Source organism: Mycobacterium marinum, assembly GCF_003391395.1.
GTDB lineage: Bacteria > Actinomycetota > Actinomycetes > Mycobacteriales > Mycobacteriaceae > Mycobacterium > Mycobacterium marinum.
In genome coordinates this window covers 452,481-468,286 of sequence record NZ_CP024190.1, presented here as the reverse complement: position 1 = coordinate 468,286, position 15,806 = coordinate 452,481, and the positions used below count along the sequence as shown (strand labels likewise).

At 68.8% G+C, this 15,806-nt stretch carries 10 protein-coding genes; 4 read left to right on the top strand and 6 right to left on the bottom strand.

What is annotated here, in order from left to right; all coding sequences use genetic code 11:
* Window positions 1-28 precede the first annotated feature (28 nt).
* Window positions 29-2,023 carry a M13 family metallopeptidase gene (locus CCUG20998_RS02050; RefSeq protein ID WP_020731490.1) on the top strand — a complete coding sequence of 665 codons (1,995 nt, stop codon included), beginning with the start codon at window positions 29-31 and terminating at the stop codon, window positions 2,021-2,023.
* A 56-nt stretch (window positions 2,024-2,079) separates the two neighbouring features.
* Here the strand turns inward: CCUG20998_RS02050 and CCUG20998_RS02045 are convergent, their stop codons facing one another.
* From CCUG20998_RS02045 to ricR, 5 genes are all read right to left on the bottom strand, one after another.
* Window positions 2,080-4,317 carry a molybdopterin-dependent oxidoreductase gene (locus tag CCUG20998_RS02045; protein ID WP_020731489.1) on the bottom strand — a complete coding sequence of 746 codons (2,238 nt, stop codon included), beginning with the start codon at window positions 4,315-4,317 and terminating at the stop codon, window positions 2,080-2,082.
* Window positions 4,304-4,900, bottom strand: coding sequence for a TetR/AcrR family transcriptional regulator (locus CCUG20998_RS02040; RefSeq protein ID WP_036457157.1), 597 nt, complete (start codon window positions 4,898-4,900; stop codon window positions 4,304-4,306). The genes CCUG20998_RS02045 and CCUG20998_RS02040 overlap by 14 nt, the downstream gene beginning before the upstream one ends.
* A gap of 186 nt (window positions 4,901-5,086) precedes the next feature.
* The gene (locus tag CCUG20998_RS02035) at window positions 5,087-6,112 is read right to left on the bottom strand and encodes a L,D-transpeptidase (RefSeq protein ID WP_020731487.1); all 1,026 of its coding nucleotides are present in this window, start codon (window positions 6,110-6,112) and stop codon (window positions 5,087-5,089) included.
* Between the two features lie 119 nt (window positions 6,113-6,231).
* On the bottom strand, window positions 6,232-7,488 hold the full coding sequence (locus tag CCUG20998_RS02030; RefSeq protein ID WP_012392411.1) for an MFS transporter: 1,257 nt from the start codon (window positions 7,486-7,488) through the stop codon (window positions 6,232-6,234).
* Window positions 7,489-7,605: 117 nt separating this feature from the next.
* The gene (ricR, locus tag CCUG20998_RS02025; RefSeq protein ID WP_011739296.1) at window positions 7,606-7,896 is read right to left on the bottom strand and encodes a copper-sensing transcriptional repressor RicR; all 291 of its coding nucleotides are present in this window, start codon (window positions 7,894-7,896) and stop codon (window positions 7,606-7,608) included.
* A gap of 139 nt (window positions 7,897-8,035) precedes the next feature.
* On the opposite strand from ricR, the gene ilvD reads away from it, so the two are divergent.
* From ilvD to mymT, 3 genes are all read left to right on the top strand, one after another.
* The gene (ilvD, locus tag CCUG20998_RS02020) at window positions 8,036-9,730 is read left to right on the top strand and encodes a dihydroxy-acid dehydratase (RefSeq protein ID WP_020731485.1); all 1,695 of its coding nucleotides are present in this window, start codon (window positions 8,036-8,038) and stop codon (window positions 9,728-9,730) included.
* A gap of 225 nt (window positions 9,731-9,955) precedes the next feature.
* A complete protein-coding gene (locus tag CCUG20998_RS02010) occupies window positions 9,956-13,360 on the top strand; it encodes a PE family protein (protein WP_082219913.1) in 3,405 nt (1,134 codons plus the stop codon).
* A 114-nt stretch (window positions 13,361-13,474) separates the two neighbouring features.
* Entirely contained in the window at window positions 13,475-13,636 is a 162-nt protein-coding gene (gene mymT, locus CCUG20998_RS02005) for a copper-binding metallothionein MymT (RefSeq protein ID WP_231389811.1), read from the top strand.
* Between the two features lie 45 nt (window positions 13,637-13,681).
* Here the strand turns inward: mymT and CCUG20998_RS02000 are convergent, their stop codons facing one another.
* Window positions 13,682-15,757: a beta-glucosidase gene (locus tag CCUG20998_RS02000; protein WP_036456947.1), complete on the bottom strand. Its 2,076-nt coding sequence runs from the start codon at window positions 15,755-15,757 to the stop codon at window positions 13,682-13,684.
* Window positions 15,758-15,806 lie beyond the last annotated feature (49 nt).

Here is a 15,806-nt window from a genome sequence, read left to right as displayed (position 1 = left end):
ACTTGAAATGAGGTGAAAAGATGGCGGGGTGACGTATGCGGCTGTTCGCTCGGGTATCGACCTGAGCCATGTAGATCCTGATGCCCGTCCGCAAGACGACTTGTTCGGCCACGTCAATGGCCGCTGGTTGAAGGAATACGACATACCCGCGGACCGGGCGACCGACGGCGCATTTCGCCACCTGTTCGACCGCGCCGAGGAGCAGGTGCGCGAGCTGATCATCGAAGCCAGTCAGCAGGGCGCCGCTACCGGGACCGACGAGCAGCGCATCGGTGACCTCTACGCCAGCTTCCTCGACGAGGAGACCGTCGAGCGCGTCGGCCTGCAGCCGCTGCACGACGAAGTGACCGCGATCGATGACGCCGCCGATCGCGACGCCCTGGCCGCGGCTATCGGGGCCCTGCAGCGCACCGGGATGGGCGGTGGCGTCGGGCTGTACGTCGACACCGATTCCAAGGACTCGACCCGCTATCTCATGCACTTCTCCCAATCGGGCATCGGCCTGCCCGACGAGTCCTACTTTCGGGAGGAGCGCCACGCCGCGGTGCTGGCCGCCTACCCCGGGCACATCGCCCGGATGTTCAGCCTGGTGTTCGGCGGCGACAGCACCGACCACGCCGACGTCGCGGCGCGCATCGTGGCGCTGGAAGCCAAACTGGCCGCGGCCCACTGGGATGTGGTCAAACGCCGCGATGCCGAACTCACCTACAACCTGCGCACGTTTGCCGAACTGCAGACCGAAGGGTCGGGATTCGATTGGACGGGCTGGGTCACCGCCGTGGGCACCACCCCGGCCGCCGTTGCCGAACTGGTGGTGCGCCAACCCGATTACCTACGGACCTTCGCGTCGCTGTGGACCAGCGAAAGCCTCGAAGACTGGAAGTGCTGGGCACGCTGGCGGTTGATCCGGGCCCGCGCTCCGTGGCTGACCAGTGACCTGGTTGCCGAGGACTTCGAGTTCTACGGCCGCAGGCTGACCGGCGCCGAGCAGATTCGGGACCGCTGGAAGCGGGCGGTGGCACTGGTGGAGAGCCTGACCGGTGACGCCGTCGGCAAGCTCTACGTGCAACGGCATTTCCCGCCGGACGCCAAGGACCGCGTCGACAAGCTGGTGGCCAACCTGCGGGAGGCCTACCGGGTCAGCATCACCGACCTGGACTGGATGACCCCGCAGACCCGCGAACGGGCATTGACCAAGTTGGCCAAATTCACCACCAAGGTCGGCTATCCCGTCAGATGGCGCGACTACTCCAAGTTGGTGATCGACCGCGGCGACCTCTACGGCAATTTCCAGCGCGGCTACGCGGTCGACCACGACCGGGAGCTGGCCAAGCTCGGCGGCCCGGTCGACCACGATGAGTGGTTCATGACGCCGCAGACCGTCAACGCCTACTACAACCCCGGGATGAACGAAATCGTGTTCCCGGCAGCGATTTTGCAGCCACCGTTCTTTGATGCGCAGGCCGATGACGCCGCCAACTACGGGGGAATCGGCGCGGTCATCGGACACGAGATCGGGCACGGATTCGACGACCAGGGCGCCAAATACGATGGCGACGGCAACCTGGTCGACTGGTGGACCGATGCCGACCGTACCGAGTTCGCACACCGGACCAAGGCATTGATCGACCAGTACGAGGCCTACGTGCCGCGGGATCTGGCGGCTTCCGAGGGCCCGCCGCATGTCCAGGGCGCGTTCACCGTGGGTGAGAACATCGGCGATCTGGGCGGACTGTCCATCGCCCTGTTGGCGTACCAGCTCTCGCTGCAGGGTAAGCGGGCTCCGGTCATCGACGGTCTCACCGGCGTGCAACGGGTGTTCTTCGGCTGGGCTCAGGTGTGGCGCACCAAATCACGTGACGCCGAGGCGATCCGGCGGCTCGCCGTGGACCCGCATTCCCCGCCGGAGTTCCGGTGCAATGGCGTCGTGCGCAACCTGGACGCGTTCTATGACGCGTTTGACGTCGCCGAGGACGACGAGCTGTTCCTGACTCCGCAGAGCCGGGTCAGGATCTGGAACTAGCCCCTGACCCCGGCGAGCAGACACAAACTCGCACGGTTTCGCGGCTGGATATGCGATTACGCGTCTGCTCGGCAGGCCTCGATTCGGGCCGGCACATGCTTGTGCCAGGGCGTCCCGGCGTAGGGGTCGCGCCATTTGGTCGAGGTGAGCGCGTTCGGGGCGACTCCTGGAACAACGGTTCGGCCGTCGCCGTCGACGTAGTCCAGGCCGAAACCGTTGGGCAGCGAGGCATGCCCGGGCAGCATCACCTCGGTGACCTCCACCGTCGCCTCGGCGGCGCCGGCCGCGGTGGTGATCCGGGCCCGGCATCCGTCGGTAAGCCCGAGAGCCTGGGCATCCTCGACGCTGACACGCAGTGCGCCATCGGCGTCGCGTTTGCGCCACGACGGGTCACGGAAGATGTCGTTGGCGGTGTAGGCGCGGCGCTCGCCCACCGACAGCACGATCGGCAGCTCTGTGGTGGTCAACGACATCTTCAGGTCGGCCAGTGACCTTATCTCGTCCAGCATTTCGGGAATGCCCAGTGCGATCTTGTGATCGTCGTTATTGATGAGTTCGAAGTCGTCCTCGTAGTTGTGGGCGGTGAAGGTGACTCCGGAGCGACCGTTGAGGATCGCGTCGAACAGCGCGTTCCCGTCGGCGTGCCCAGCCCGCCGAACCGCATCCGGGTAGGTCATCGCCGTCTTCTGCGCCAGTCCCCACAGCGCGGCGGCGCCGGCCATACCGTCGGGCAAGGTGGGGCCCAGCGTTTCGTAGAGCACATAGGGAAGCAGTTTGGCCACGCTCGGATTGGAGGCCACCGCCACCAGGAACGCCTCGCTGTACGCCTGACGCCCCCGCTGCGCCGCCTCCCGCAGCGGCCGCAGATCATCGTCGGTGACGAAACCCAGGGCGCGCACCAACCGGGCCCAGATCTCGGGTTCGGGCAACGTGCCCGGCAACGGGTCCAGCAGTGGGTGCCGTAGATGCACCGCGTTGTGCGGGAATTCCAGGTTAAAGAAGGTGGCTTCGGGCTTCTCGAATTGCGAAGCGGCCGGTAGCACGTAGTGGGCGAGCCTGGCGGTCTCGGTCATCGCCACATCGATGACCACCATCAGTTCCAGCGCCTCGAACGCCTGCCGGCAGGCCGCCGAATCGGCCAGGGAGTGAGCGGGATTGGCGCTCTCGACGATCATGGCGCGGAATCGGTCGGGGTGGTCGGTGAGAATCTCCTCGGGAACCACGTTGCCCGGCACCAGTCCGGCGATGATCCGTGCCCCGGTCACCGGGGTGCGCCCGGAGGTCATGCTGAACAGCGGGGCGAACGACGAATGCAGATGCTGGCCGCCCTTTTTCGCGAAATTTCCGGTGAGAATCCACAGCATCTTGTTCAGGTAGGAAACCAGCGTGCTGTTGGGCGCCTGCTGGACGCCGAGGTCCTCGAACACCGCGACGCTGGCGGCGCCGCCGATGCGCCGCGCCGCCGCGCGCAGCAACTCCTCATCGACCCCGCAACGCTGCGCGAACTCGGCGACCGGCACCTCAGCCAAGACCTCGCGGACTTCGTCCACACCGCGCACATGATCGGCGAGAAATGCTTCGTCACAGAGGTTTTCCTGGACTAGAACCGCCGCCAATGCGGCGACGCACCACGCGTCGGCGCCGGGGCGCACCCGCAGGTGAAAGTCGGCCATCTTCGCGGTGTCGGTGACGACCGGGTCGATGACGATCATCGACCGGGCGGGATCTTTGGCGATCTCGTTGAGCACCACCCGCGCCCTGGGGAAGCTTTGCGACATCCAGGGGTTCTTCCCGATGAACACCGACACCTCGGCGTGTTCGAACTCACCACGGGTATGACCGCCGTAGAGCTTCCCGTCTATCCACGCCTCCCCGGTCTTCTCCTGTGCCAACGCATTTGACCGGTAGCGGGAGCCCAGGGCTTTCAGGAAGGCGCCACTGTAGACACCGCCGAGGTGATTGCCCTGGCCCCCTCCGCCGTAGTAGAAGATCTTGTCGCCGCCGTGCACATCCCGGATGCGCTTGAACCCCTCGGCGATCTCGACAATGGCGGTGTCCCAGTCGATCTCCTCGTAGGTCCCATCCGGGCGGCGCCGCAACGGCGCCGTCAGCCGGCCTCGGCTGTTTTGATAGTGGTCCAGCCGCAAGGCCTTGTTGCAGGTGTACCCCCGTGACGCCGGATGCGCTTTGTCGCCACGAATGCGCGCCAACGTACGATCCTCGACCTGTACCACGATGCCGCAATTGCATTCGCACAGGATGCAGGCCGTGGGCTGCCAGTCAGTTGTGGTCATTGCGATTTCCTTCCGGCAGTTGCGCCAGCAGCATGCTGCGCAGTTGGCGGTGAACAACATCCAGCGGCGTCAGGTCTCGCCGCACTCGAGCCAGCAGGAGTGCGCCTTCCAGCGTCGACATCGCCGTCACCGCCAACTCGCGGGCGCTATCCAGGGGTATGCCGTCGCTGACGAACCGCTGCGCGATCAGATCCGACCAGCGGTCGAACACCGCTGCCGCGTGCTCGACCACCGGAGCCATCCGTTCCCGATCCGATGGTTCGCCGGCTTCGACCGAGACCGCCGCGACGGGGCAGCCAGCGCGAAAATCGGTGGCGCGCAGCTGCTCACGATACTGATCGATGAGGGCGTCAAGCAGGTCCAAACTCCGGTTCGCCGAACCGATGATCTTTGCGACATGCGCGCCGGCGTAGTCGACGGCCTCACACAACAACTGAGTGCGTCCGCCCGGGAAGTAGTGGTAGGCCGACCCGCGCGGCGCGCCGCTGTGTTGCAGCACATCGGAGATGGCGGTGGCGCGCGCACCACGCTCGCGAATCAGAAGTACGGCTGAAATGACCATCCGTTCGCGCGGACTCGGCATATGTATGATGCTATACATAACACCCGGACCGGCGAAAGCCCTGGTCAGAAATCGACATCGGGAATTTGCGGTGGGTTCAGCAGTCCCCGACATGCGAGCGCACTCGCGAAATTGGGCGCCGGGCGCGATTCAGGGCCGATCTAGGGCCGGTATTGCGCCCTCAGGCGCGCACCAGCACCGGCACCGCTAGATCTGCCAGTCTTGCGCGCCGTCGTTCTTGTTGTAGGTCCCCACCGAGTTCTTCACCACGATCGGGTCACCGCTGCCGAAGTTGTCGAAGAACCACTTGGCGTTGGTCGGGCTGAGGTTGATGCAGCCGTGACTGACATCGCGCTTGCCCTGGTCCCCTACCGACCACGGCGCACTGTGCACGAAGTTGCCGCTGTTATCGATCCGGACGGCGTCGGCGACGGTCACCTTGTAGCCCTGCGGCGAGTTGACCGGCACACCGTAGGTCGAGGAGTCCATCACCACCGTGGGCATCTTCTCCAGCACGTAGTACGTGCCGTTGGGCGTCTGGTGGTTACCGGCCGCCATGCCCATGGACATCGGGAAGGTCTGCTCGACGACCCCGTTGCGGGTGATCGTCATCTGGTGCGTGGCATCGTCGGCGGTGGCCACCAACGAGTCACCGGTGCGGAAGCTCGATTTGGTGCCCGCCGCGTCGATGTTCACCGCGGTGTTGGCCGGCCAGAATTGGAACGGCCGCCAGCGCACCTGCGTCGGAGTCATCCAATAGAACTTGCCCGGCACCGGTGGAATCGACGAAATGTGGATGGCGCTTTCGGCCATCGCCTGGTCGGCGATCGGCACCTGGAAGTTGATGATGATCGGCTTGGCCACTCCAACCATCGCACCGTCAACCGGGTTGAACGACGGCGGCCGGAACGGGGGCGGGCCGAAGAACGGAGTCGGGTCCTGCCCGGCCACCGGACCGGCAGCGACCGGCACCAATGGCGGCGGGGCCAACGGGTCGGGTAACGGCGGCGGCGCCAGCGGGTCGGGCATCGGCGGCAGCGCCAGCGGACCCGGCGGCGGGGCCAGCGGGTCCGGCGCGGGTTCGGCCGGGGCAATCACCGGCGGATCGCCGGGAGCGTCATCCGGGTCGGCAACAGCGGGGCCGGCGCCCAGCAGCAGCACGCCAACGACTCCGGCCGCATTGACAGCGGCGAAGAGGCTTCCCCTGATTCGGCCTCTCGTCCAGCGCGACATATGACATCCCTCCGGTCACGTCCTGGAACCCAGTGTGGCATAGCACAGCCACCCGATGCCCATTCCGCGACCGCCCAAAACCCCGTCAGCCGACGATTCCGAGTCTTTGACCTGCGACTTTACTGGTTGTGTGAAGTTGCGCCAGCAACCGCGACCGGAGCCTCGAACACGCGGCGAGCCGACGTCATCCCGACCAGCGCCACGCCCATCAAGCCCGCGGAAGCGGTCAGCATCATCGCCACACTCCGCTCATAGAGCAGCCCACCGATCAACGAGCCGGCCATGATGCCCACCTGAAATGCCGTCACATAAAGGCCGGAGGCGCCGTCCGGATCGTCGGCCCCGCTGCGCATCGCCGCGGATTGCAGCATCGGCGACACCGCGGTCGCAGCGGCGCCCCACAGCACGATCGCCCCCGTCCCGACCACCAACGCCGTCATCGGGGCCAGGTGACCCCCGAATGCCAGCGCGGTCAGCAGCACGAACGCAAACGTCAGCCCGGCCACACAGAAAATGATGGTGCCCTTTGGCCGGCGGTCCAGCGGTCGCGCCACCAGCGCCACCGCGACGACACCCGCGACACCGTAGGCGGCCAACAGCCAAGCCAGGCTGGGCCCACGCACACCGACGACTTGCCGGATGATCACCACGATGTAGGTATAGGAAACGAAATGGCCGGTGACGCCGACCATGGTGATCAGGCTGACGATGATCAGCGCCCGGTTGCGGTGATGCCGCGACCGCGGGCCCACATACTGCAACTGATCGGCGCTAAGCACCATTTCGGGGAGCAACAGCCGGGCGGCCACCGTCACAACGGCGGCCGCGACCGTCACACAAACCGCGGCCAGCCGCCAGCCCCACATCAGGCTCAGGGCCGCGGTGAGCGGGCTGCCGATCACCAGCGCCAGGCTGGTCCCGATGTAGATCGAGGTGGTGGCGCGTCCGGCGTGGCTGGGCGGCACCAATCGGGTAGCGATCGGGGCGATCACCGACCACAGCAAGCCATGGGTGATCGCGCACAGCGCCCGTCCGGCGGCCAGCACCGCAAAATTGGGCGCCAGCGCCGAGATGAGCTGCGAGATGGTCAGACACACCAGGCTGACCATCAGGGCGTGGCGGCGCGGCCAGTGCGCGGTCCAGCGCACCAGCGGAACCGTCGTCAGGGCCGCAACCAGCGCGTACCAGGACAACAGGGTCCCCACCAGTACCACGCTGATGTGCAGGTTCCGCGCGATGGCCGACAAGGCGCCAACCGGCAGGATCTCCGCGGTCACATAGATGAAGGCCGCCGCCGCCAGCACAGACAGTTGTGCAGCGACTCGTGGCGTCCACGGTCGCGCTGCGGTGGTTGCGGTTCGGGCTTCGGAAGTCATGGCGGGTGCGACGGGATCGGCCGGTACTGCGGTAGTGCTACGACCGATCACGCTGCTCTCACCGTACGCACCACACCGGCGGCATTAAACCCGGTGGCCCCGCAACACACCCTCGCGTTACGAACGGACAAGACGTGCGATGGCCGCGGACGCCTCCGCGAGCTTGCCGTCGGCGTCGGTGCCCCCCTCGGCCACCGCGCGGGTGACGCAGTGATTCAGATGTTCGTCGAGCAGGTTCAAGGCCACCGACCGCAGTGCGCTGTTGACGGCGCTGATCTGGGTGAGCACGTCGATGCAGTACTTGTCCTCGTCAATCATGCGGGCGATGCCGCGCACCTGACCCTCGATCCGGCGCAGCCGCTTGGCATAATTTTCCTTCTGCTGCGAATACCCGTGTGCGGTTGTCATAACTCTCCATACGCTCGGAACGCTCCCCCGACGGAAGTCTCTGATCACACTTGCCGGAGGGACTCAGTTGCATGATATACCCCGTTGGGGTATAAGGTCCCGATTTTGGCGACGATGACCCTGCGAGCATACTTGGGCAATGCCAGAAGCCGATATCAAGCCCCGTAGCCGCGACGTCACTGACGGACTGGAAAAAGCCGCTGCCCGTGGCATGTTGCGGGCGGTAGGCATGGTCGACGAAGACTTCGCCAAGGCACAGATCGGGGTTGCCTCGTCCTGGAACGAGATTACGCCGTGCAACCTCTCGCTGGACCGGCTGGCCAAGTCGGTGAAAGAGGGGGTGTTCGCCGCGGGCGGCTACCCGCTTGAGTTCGGCACGATTTCGGTCTCCGACGGCATTTCGATGGGTCACGAGGGCATGCACTTCTCCCTGGTGTCGCGCGAAGTGATCGCCGACAGCGTGGAAACCGTGATGCAGGCCGAGCGCCTCGACGGCTCGGTGCTGCTGGCCGGATGCGACAAATCCCTGCCCGGAATGCTGATGGCCGCCGCCCGTTTGGATTTGGCGTCGGTGTTTCTCTACGCGGGCTCGATCCTTCCGGGGGTCGCCAAGCTCTCCGACGGCAGCGAACGCGAGGTCACCATCATCGACGCGTTCGAAGCGGTCGGCGCGTGCTCGCGCGGGTTGATGAGCCGAGCCGACGTCGACGCCATCGAGCGCGCGATCTGCCCCGGCGAGGGTGCCTGTGGCGGGATGTACACGGCCAACACGATGGCCAGTGCCGCTGAAGCACTTGGCATGTCGCTGCCGGGCAGCGCGGCGCCCCCGGCCACCGACCGCCGCCGCGACGGGTTCGCCCGGCAAAGCGGTCAAGCCGTCATCGAATTGCTGCGCCAGGGCATCACCGCTCGCGACATCATGACCCGGGAGGCGTTCGAGAACGCCATCGCGGTGGTGATGGCATTCGGCGGCTCGACCAATGCGGTGCTGCACCTGCTGGCGATCGCCCATGAGGCCAACGTCGAGCTCTCGCTCGACGACTTTAGCCGGATCGGCTCGAAGGTGCCGCATCTAGCCGATGTCAAGCCGTTCGGCCGCCATGTGATGTCCCACGTCGACCACATCGGCGGCGTGCCGGTGGTCATGAAGACTTTGCTGGATGCCGGCCTGCTGCACGGGGATTGCCTGACCGTGACCGGCCGGACCCTGGCCGAGAACCTGGAGGCGATTGCTCCGCCGGACCCGGACGGCAAGGTGCTACGCGCGCTGAACAACCCGATCCATGCGACCGGGGGCATCACCATCCTGCGCGGATCCCTGGCCCCCGAAGGTGCCGTGGTCAAGACGGCCGGCTTGGACACCGATGTATTCGAAGGAACCGCACGGGTTTTCGACGGCGAGCGGGCCGCGCTGGATGCCCTCGAGGACGGCACCATCACCCACGGTGACGTGGTGGTGATCCGTTACGAGGGACCCAAGGGCGGCCCCGGGATGCGGGAGATGCTCGCCATCACCGGCGCGATCAAGGGCGCCGGGCTCGGCAAAGACGTGCTGCTGTTGACCGACGGTCGATTCTCCGGCGGCACCACGGGCTTCTGTGTGGGACACATCGCACCCGAGGCGGTGGATGCCGGACCGATCGCGTTCGTGCGCGACGGCGACCGGATCCGGCTCGACGTTGCCGGCCGTACGCTCGACGTTCTGACCGACCCGGCAGAGTTCGCGGCCCGTCAACAGAATTTCACCCCTCCGGCGCCGCGTTACAAGACCGGCGTACTGGCCAAGTACGTCAAGCTGGTCGGCTCCGCCGCGATCGGCGCGGTCTGCGGCTAACCCGATAAGCCCGGATGGCTTGTGGTTGAGCGGTTCTGGAACCACCAGCCGGCCGGGCCGGTTCCCGCCACCCGGGCCGTAGCCACGGCTGCGCCAACGGCGCCCTGGGATGCCGCGCGTTTCCGCGACAACCGCGACAGGTGCCACACCTTGGCGATACCATCGTGGAATCCATCGCCCAGCACCTGCTGGGCGATGGATTCGTGAGGTACAGCGAGGTGCGCGATGACGTTTGTACTGGTCTCCCCGGAAGCCATGGCGTCGGCCGCGGCCGACATAGAGCGCATCGGGGCGCTACTGACCCGGGGAAACGCCGCTGCGGCCAGCCCGACCATCAACGTGGCCAGCGCCGCGGCCGATGAGGTGTCAACAGCGATCGCGACACTGTTTTCCCAGCACGCCAAGACCTATCAGCTGCTGGCCGCCGAGCTGGCCGCCATTCCTGACCGGTTCACGAAAACCGTTCTGGCTAGCGCGAATTCATATGCCTCTGCCGAGGCGACCAATGCTGCCGACGCCCTGCTCGGGGTGATCAATACGCCCACTCAGGCACTGCTGGGCCGGCCGCTGATCGGCAACGGCGCCAACGGCACCACGGTCAACGGGGTCGGGACGCCGGGCGGAGACGGCGGCATCTTGTACGGCAACGGCGGCAACGGCGGAACCAGCACCAACGCTGCAACGGCCGGCGGCGCCGGCGGATCCGCCGGCCTCATCGGCAATGGCGGCATCGGCGGCCAAGGCGGTGCCGGCGGGATCGGCGGCGCCGGCGGGTCCGCGGCATTTTTCGGCAATGGCGGTGCGGGCGGGCACGGTGGCGCCGGCGGGGCCGGTGGAATCGGGGGCAACGGCGGGTTCTTCGGCAACGGCGGGGCCGGTGGCGCCGGTGGCAACGGCAGCACCGGTGGGGTCGGTCTGGCCGGCGGGGACGGCGGTGCCGGCGGGGCCGGCGGGCGGGCCGGATTGCTTGGCTACGGCGGCGCCGGCGGGGCCGGCGGGCTCGGCGGTAGCGGCGGCGCGGGGCTGCCCAATCAACAGAGCGGGAACGGCGGCGGCGGTGGCCACGGCGGGGCCGGCGGAGCCGCCGGGTGGTTCGGGCACGCGGGTGTCGGTGGCGACGGCGGCACCGGAGGTGCGGGAGGTAATGGACAGGCCGGCCAGCTCAGCAACGACGTCGGCGGCGATGGCGGCCGTGGCGGTGCCGGCGGAGCCGCCGGGGCGGGCGGCGACGCCGGTCTGTTGGGTCTCAATGGCACCGGCGGCCACGGTGGCGGCGGCGGGATGGGCGGCACCGGCGGTACCGGGGCGGCCGCTGCCGCCGGGATCAACGCGGCCGCCGGCGGCACCGGAGGTGACGGCGGCGCCGCGGGTGCGGGCGGAGCCGCCGGGGTCGGCGGGTACGGCGGATCGGCCGGTAGCTACGGCAATGGCGGCGGGGGCGGAAACGGCGGCACGGGTGGGGCCGGGGCCAACGCGGTGGCCGGAACCGGCGACAACGGCAGCGACGGCGCCGCTGGTGGCCAGGGTGGCTCCGGCGGCAACAGCGGCACCGGTGGGACGAACGGCAGCGGCGGCAACGGCGGCCTCGGAGGCGCCGGTGGCGACGGGGGCAGCGGCACCGCCGACACCGGCGGCGGCGCGGGCAACGGGGGCAGCGGCGGCAATGGCGGTACCGGAGGGGTCAGCGGCGTCGCCGGTAGCGGAGGCGCGGGCGGCACCGGAGGCACCGGAGGCACGGGAGGGGCGGGCGGCACCGGAGGCAACGGCGCAGCGGGCAAGAGCGATACCGGAGACATCGGCGGCAGCGGGGGCTACGGCGGCGACGGCGGAAACGGCGGCAACAGTCTTCCCGGGGGCACCAACGGCGCGGGCGGCACCGGAGGCACCGGAGGCGAGGGCGGAGGGGGCGGCACCGGCACCCCCGATACCGGCAGCGGGGGCGGTAATGGCGGCGACGGCGGCTACGGCGGCTACGGCGGTAGTGGCGGCTTGCCCGGGCATGGTGATGGCGCCGACGGTGTGGCCGGCACCGGCGGCAAGGGCGGAGCGGGCGGAGCGGCCGGCACCGGCGCGAACGCCACCGCCGGAACCGACCGCTACGGCGGTTATGGCGGCGACGGCGGTGGCGGCGGGGGCGGCGGCTACGGGGGCAACAGCATCCGGGGGACCGGCGGGGTTGGCGGCGATGGCGGCACCGGCGGCAACTCCGCTGCCGGCGGCACGTCCGGCGACGGCACCCAGGTGGCCTGGGGCCGGGGCGGCGATGGCGGCGATGGTGGACAGGGCGGCTACGGCGGCGCCGGCTCGTTCGAGCAACCCGGCGGCACTGGCGGCGCCGGCGGCACCGGTGGTATCGGCGGCAATAGTGGCACCGGCGGCACCAGCGGCAACGGCGGCACCGGCGGCACCGGCGGGGGCGGCGGCTACGGCGGCCCGGGCGACTACAACGAAAACGGCTATGCCGGGGGCAGCGGGGGGACCGGCGGCACCGGCGGTGACCCGGGGACCGGCGGGACGGCGGCCGTCGGCGGCGACGGCGGCACCGGTGGCATCGGCGGAGGCGGCGGCTACGGGGGCACCGGCTTTGATGCGGCGGGCGCCATGGGCGGGATCGGTGGAACCGGCGGCACCGGTGGCAACCCGGGCCCCGGCGGTATCGGCGGCAACGGTGGCGATGGCGGCACCGGCGGCCCCGGCGGGTACGGCGACACCGGCTTCGGAACGGCGGGATACGCCGGCGGCACCGGAGGCACCGGCGGGACAGGCGGTGCCCCCGGGCCCGGCGGTAGTGCCGCCGGCAATGGTGGCGCCGGCGGCATCGGCGGCATCGGCGGCACCGGCGGCAGCGGGGCCACCACAGCGGGGTTTGCCGGCGGAGATGGCGGCAAGGGCGGTACCGGTGGCACTGGCGGTTCGGCCGGTGCCGGTGCCGCTAATGGCAGCGGCGGCACCGGTGGCCAAGGCGGATACGCCGGCAAGGGCGGTTACGGCGGCATCACCAACGGCACCTACGAGGGCATGCCCGGCGGCGTCGGCGGAACCGGCGGCGCCGGCGGCGAGGGTGGATTGCCCGGCACCGGCGCGGGCACCGCCGGCCGCATCGGAAGTGCCGGTAACGGGGGCGAAGGCGGGTTCGGTGGCACCGGCGGCAACAGCTACTACGCCGGAAACGCCGGCCCGGGTGGCCAGGGCGGCCAGGGCGGAGCCGGCGCCAACGGCGCTCCCGGCCTGGCCGGCGGCACCGGCGGCGCCGGCGGGTTCGGCGGCACCGGGGGCATCGCGAACGGCACCGGAAACGGTGGAACCGGCGGTAAGGGCGGAAGCGGCGGCGACGGCGGGACAGGCGGCACCGCAACCACGGCCGGCCAGACTGGCGGCGACGGGGGCGACGGCGGCAAGGGCGGGGGCGGCGGCACCGGCGGCAAAGCAAACGGCGGCGACGGCGGCGACGGCGGAGGCGGGGGCGACGGCGGCGCAGGCGGGGCCGGCGGCAACGGCGACGGCGCTGTGGGCGGCATCGGCGGCGGTGGTGGCACCGGCGGCACCGGCGGCACCGGCACCCCGCCCGGCGGAGCCAACGGCGGACCGGGCAAGACCGGCGCGGACGGCCTCGGCGGCCACACCAGCTGAGCCCGACGACCCGATCGGCTACCCCAAAATCGCCCACTATGCTTTACCAGATACCCCTATAGGGTATAAAATCTTGCGGAGGTAAACCGGAGGGACTTCAGTCCCATGACTTGGATGAGGGAGATACCGATGGCAACTCACGAGGCCGGGACCATGTTGACCTGCGGCCACGAAGGCTGCGGCTGTCGCGTTCGGATCGAGGTACCGTGCCACTGCTCGGGCTCCGGCGAACCCTACCGCTGCACCTGCGGTGACGCCCTGGTTCCCGTCCAGTAGGCATGAGGGGCCGGCCGGATCCCGGGAACTCGTCGATTCCGGCGATCAGCGTCCGAATGTCCGGCCGGCCAGCTCCACCTCGGCCACCGCGCTCAGCGCAACCGCCGAGGCACCCACCGCGACCGTGTAGCTGCCCGCCTCGATGCGCCAGCACCCGGCGGCCCCGTCGTAGCAGGCCAGCAGTCGTGGATCGGCAACGATCTCCACGGCACACGACTGGCCCGGCTCGAGTTCAACTCGCTCAAACCCCAATAGCCGCAGCCGCGGCTCGCCGGTGACCGCGGTCAGGTACACCTGCGGGACATCCGCCCCGCTTCGATCGCCGGTGTTGGCAACCCCGAACGTGACCGTCACCGTGTCGCCGCCGCTGACCACCAGGTCCCGATAGTCGAAACTGGTGTAGGTCAGCCCATGCCCGAACGCGAAGTTCGGAACCTCTCCGGTGGTAGCGAACCAGCGGTAGCCGATGTCGGCGCCCTCGCGGTAGTGGATGCGCATCGGTGCTCCCACCGGCGCCCCGTAGCCGGGGAGATCCGGGCGCGGTGTCTGGCCGAGGCCGACCGGAAACGTGATCGGCAGCCGCCCGCACGGATTCACCCGGCCGGCCAGGACTTCCGCGATGACCCGGGCACCCGCCTGGCCCGGATACCAGGCCTGCACGATCGCGTTCACCGAGTCTTGCCACGGCATGGCCGCCGGGTTGCCGGTCTCGAGCACGACCACCGTGTTCGGGTTTGCCGCCGCCACCGCACTGATCACCGCGTCCTGCCCCCACGGCAGCGTCAAGTCGGCGCTGTCGAAGCCTTCGCCCTCGGCCCGGATTGCGAATACCACCGCGACGTCGGCCCGCCGGGCCACCGCCACCGCCTCCGCTGGGTTGATCCCCGGATCGAATTCGAGCTCAGCGTTGCCAAACTGGGTACGCAACTCATCGAGCGGGCTTGACCCAAGCAGATAGAGGTTGCGCACGCCCGCCGTCAGTCCTGCCCCGCCGATCGGAATCACCTCGGCGTAGCCGCCGGGGGGAACCACAGCGCTGGAGCCGTAGCCGGCCACCACTCCAAGCTGCGCGTAGCCGCCGATGACGGCGATGCGGGTGCCCGGCGCCGGCGTCAGCGGTAGCACTCCCCTGTTCTGCAGCAGCACAATTCCCTGGCGTGCGATCTCAGCGGCGACCTCGTCGTGGGCATCCATGTCGGGCGCCGGTGCCGGCTCCCAGCGATCGACACCGACCGCGAACATCGACCGCAGGATGCGTCGGACCATCTCCGAGAGGCGAGCTTTGGGAAGCCGCCCCTCGTGGTACGCGGCCCGCAGCGGATCGCCGAATGCCTCTGATTGCCAAAGGATCGCATCGATCTGGGCGCCGCACTCCTGATCCAGGCCACCCAGCGCGCACTCCCATCCCGGCGTGCCGCCCCAGTCCGACATCACCCAACCGCGATATCCCCAGGCCCCTTTGAGCACCTCATTGATCAACTCCCCGTTGGCGGCGGCATATACACCGTTGACTTTGTTGTACGCCGCCATCACCGCGCCGGGCTGGGCGCGTTCGATGGCAATCTCAAAGGCCAGCAAGTCCGATTCGCGGTGGGCATCGGGATCGATGACGGCATCCAACCAGTGCCGGTTGGTCTCATTGCAGTTCAACGAATAGTGCTTGACCGTTGAGATGACACCCTGTTGCTGGATGCCGATGATCGACTCTGCGACCATGGCCGCCGTCAAAAACGGGTCCTCGGAAAGATATTCGAAGTTGCGCCCGTTGCGCGGGTCACGAGCCAGGTTCATCGCTCCCGCCAATTGGACGTTGAACCCGCGGCTGCGGGCCTCGCGACCGATCACTTCACCCGCGCTACGGGCGAGCGCAGGGTTGAAACTGGCCGCCAGCGCAAGTCCGGCCGGCAATGCGGTGGCGGTGTCACCGGGGCGATACCCGGGATTGGTGACGCCCAGGCCGGCATCGCTCATCAGCAACGCCGGCACCCCGAGCCGCGCAATCCCCGGCACGTACCCGGCAGACATCGGCACGTCCGCGGGTATGCGTTCATCACGCAGCGGCCACAGGTCGCCGGCCCCCATCACGCCCAGCAACAGCGAGAAGCGCTCCTCGTCGGTCATTTCGGACTCAACTTGGCGGGCACGGACGTCAGCGGGGGCATCCTGGCCC

Bases quoted from the DNA above. Each gene is read 5' to 3' on its own strand.
- CCUG20998_RS02045 (WP_020731489.1), bottom strand. From the start codon at position 4,317: ATGACCACAACTGACTGGCAGCCCACGGCCTGCATCCTGTGCGAATGC.
- CCUG20998_RS02035 (WP_020731487.1), bottom strand. From the start codon at position 6,112: ATGTCGCGCTGGACGAGAGGCCGAATCAGGGGAAGCCTCTTCGCCGCT.
- CCUG20998_RS02010 (WP_082219913.1), top strand. From the start codon at position 9,956: ATGACGTTTGTACTGGTCTCCCCGGAAGCCATGGCGTCGGCCGCGGCC.
- CCUG20998_RS02040 (WP_036457157.1), bottom strand. From the start codon at position 4,900: ATGCCGAGTCCGCGCGAACGGATGGTCATTTCAGCCGTACTTCTGATT.
- ilvD (WP_020731485.1), top strand. From the start codon at position 8,036: ATGCCAGAAGCCGATATCAAGCCCCGTAGCCGCGACGTCACTGACGGA.
- mymT (WP_231389811.1), top strand. From the start codon at position 13,475: ATGAGGGAGATACCGATGGCAACTCACGAGGCCGGGACCATGTTGACC.
- ricR (WP_011739296.1), bottom strand. From the start codon at position 7,896: ATGACAACCGCACACGGGTATTCGCAGCAGAAGGAAAATTATGCCAAG.
- CCUG20998_RS02000 (WP_036456947.1), bottom strand. From the start codon at position 15,757: ATGACCGACGAGGAGCGCTTCTCGCTGTTGCTGGGCGTGATGGGGGCC.
- CCUG20998_RS02030 (WP_012392411.1), bottom strand. From the start codon at position 7,488: ATGACTTCCGAAGCCCGAACCGCAACCACCGCAGCGCGACCGTGGACG.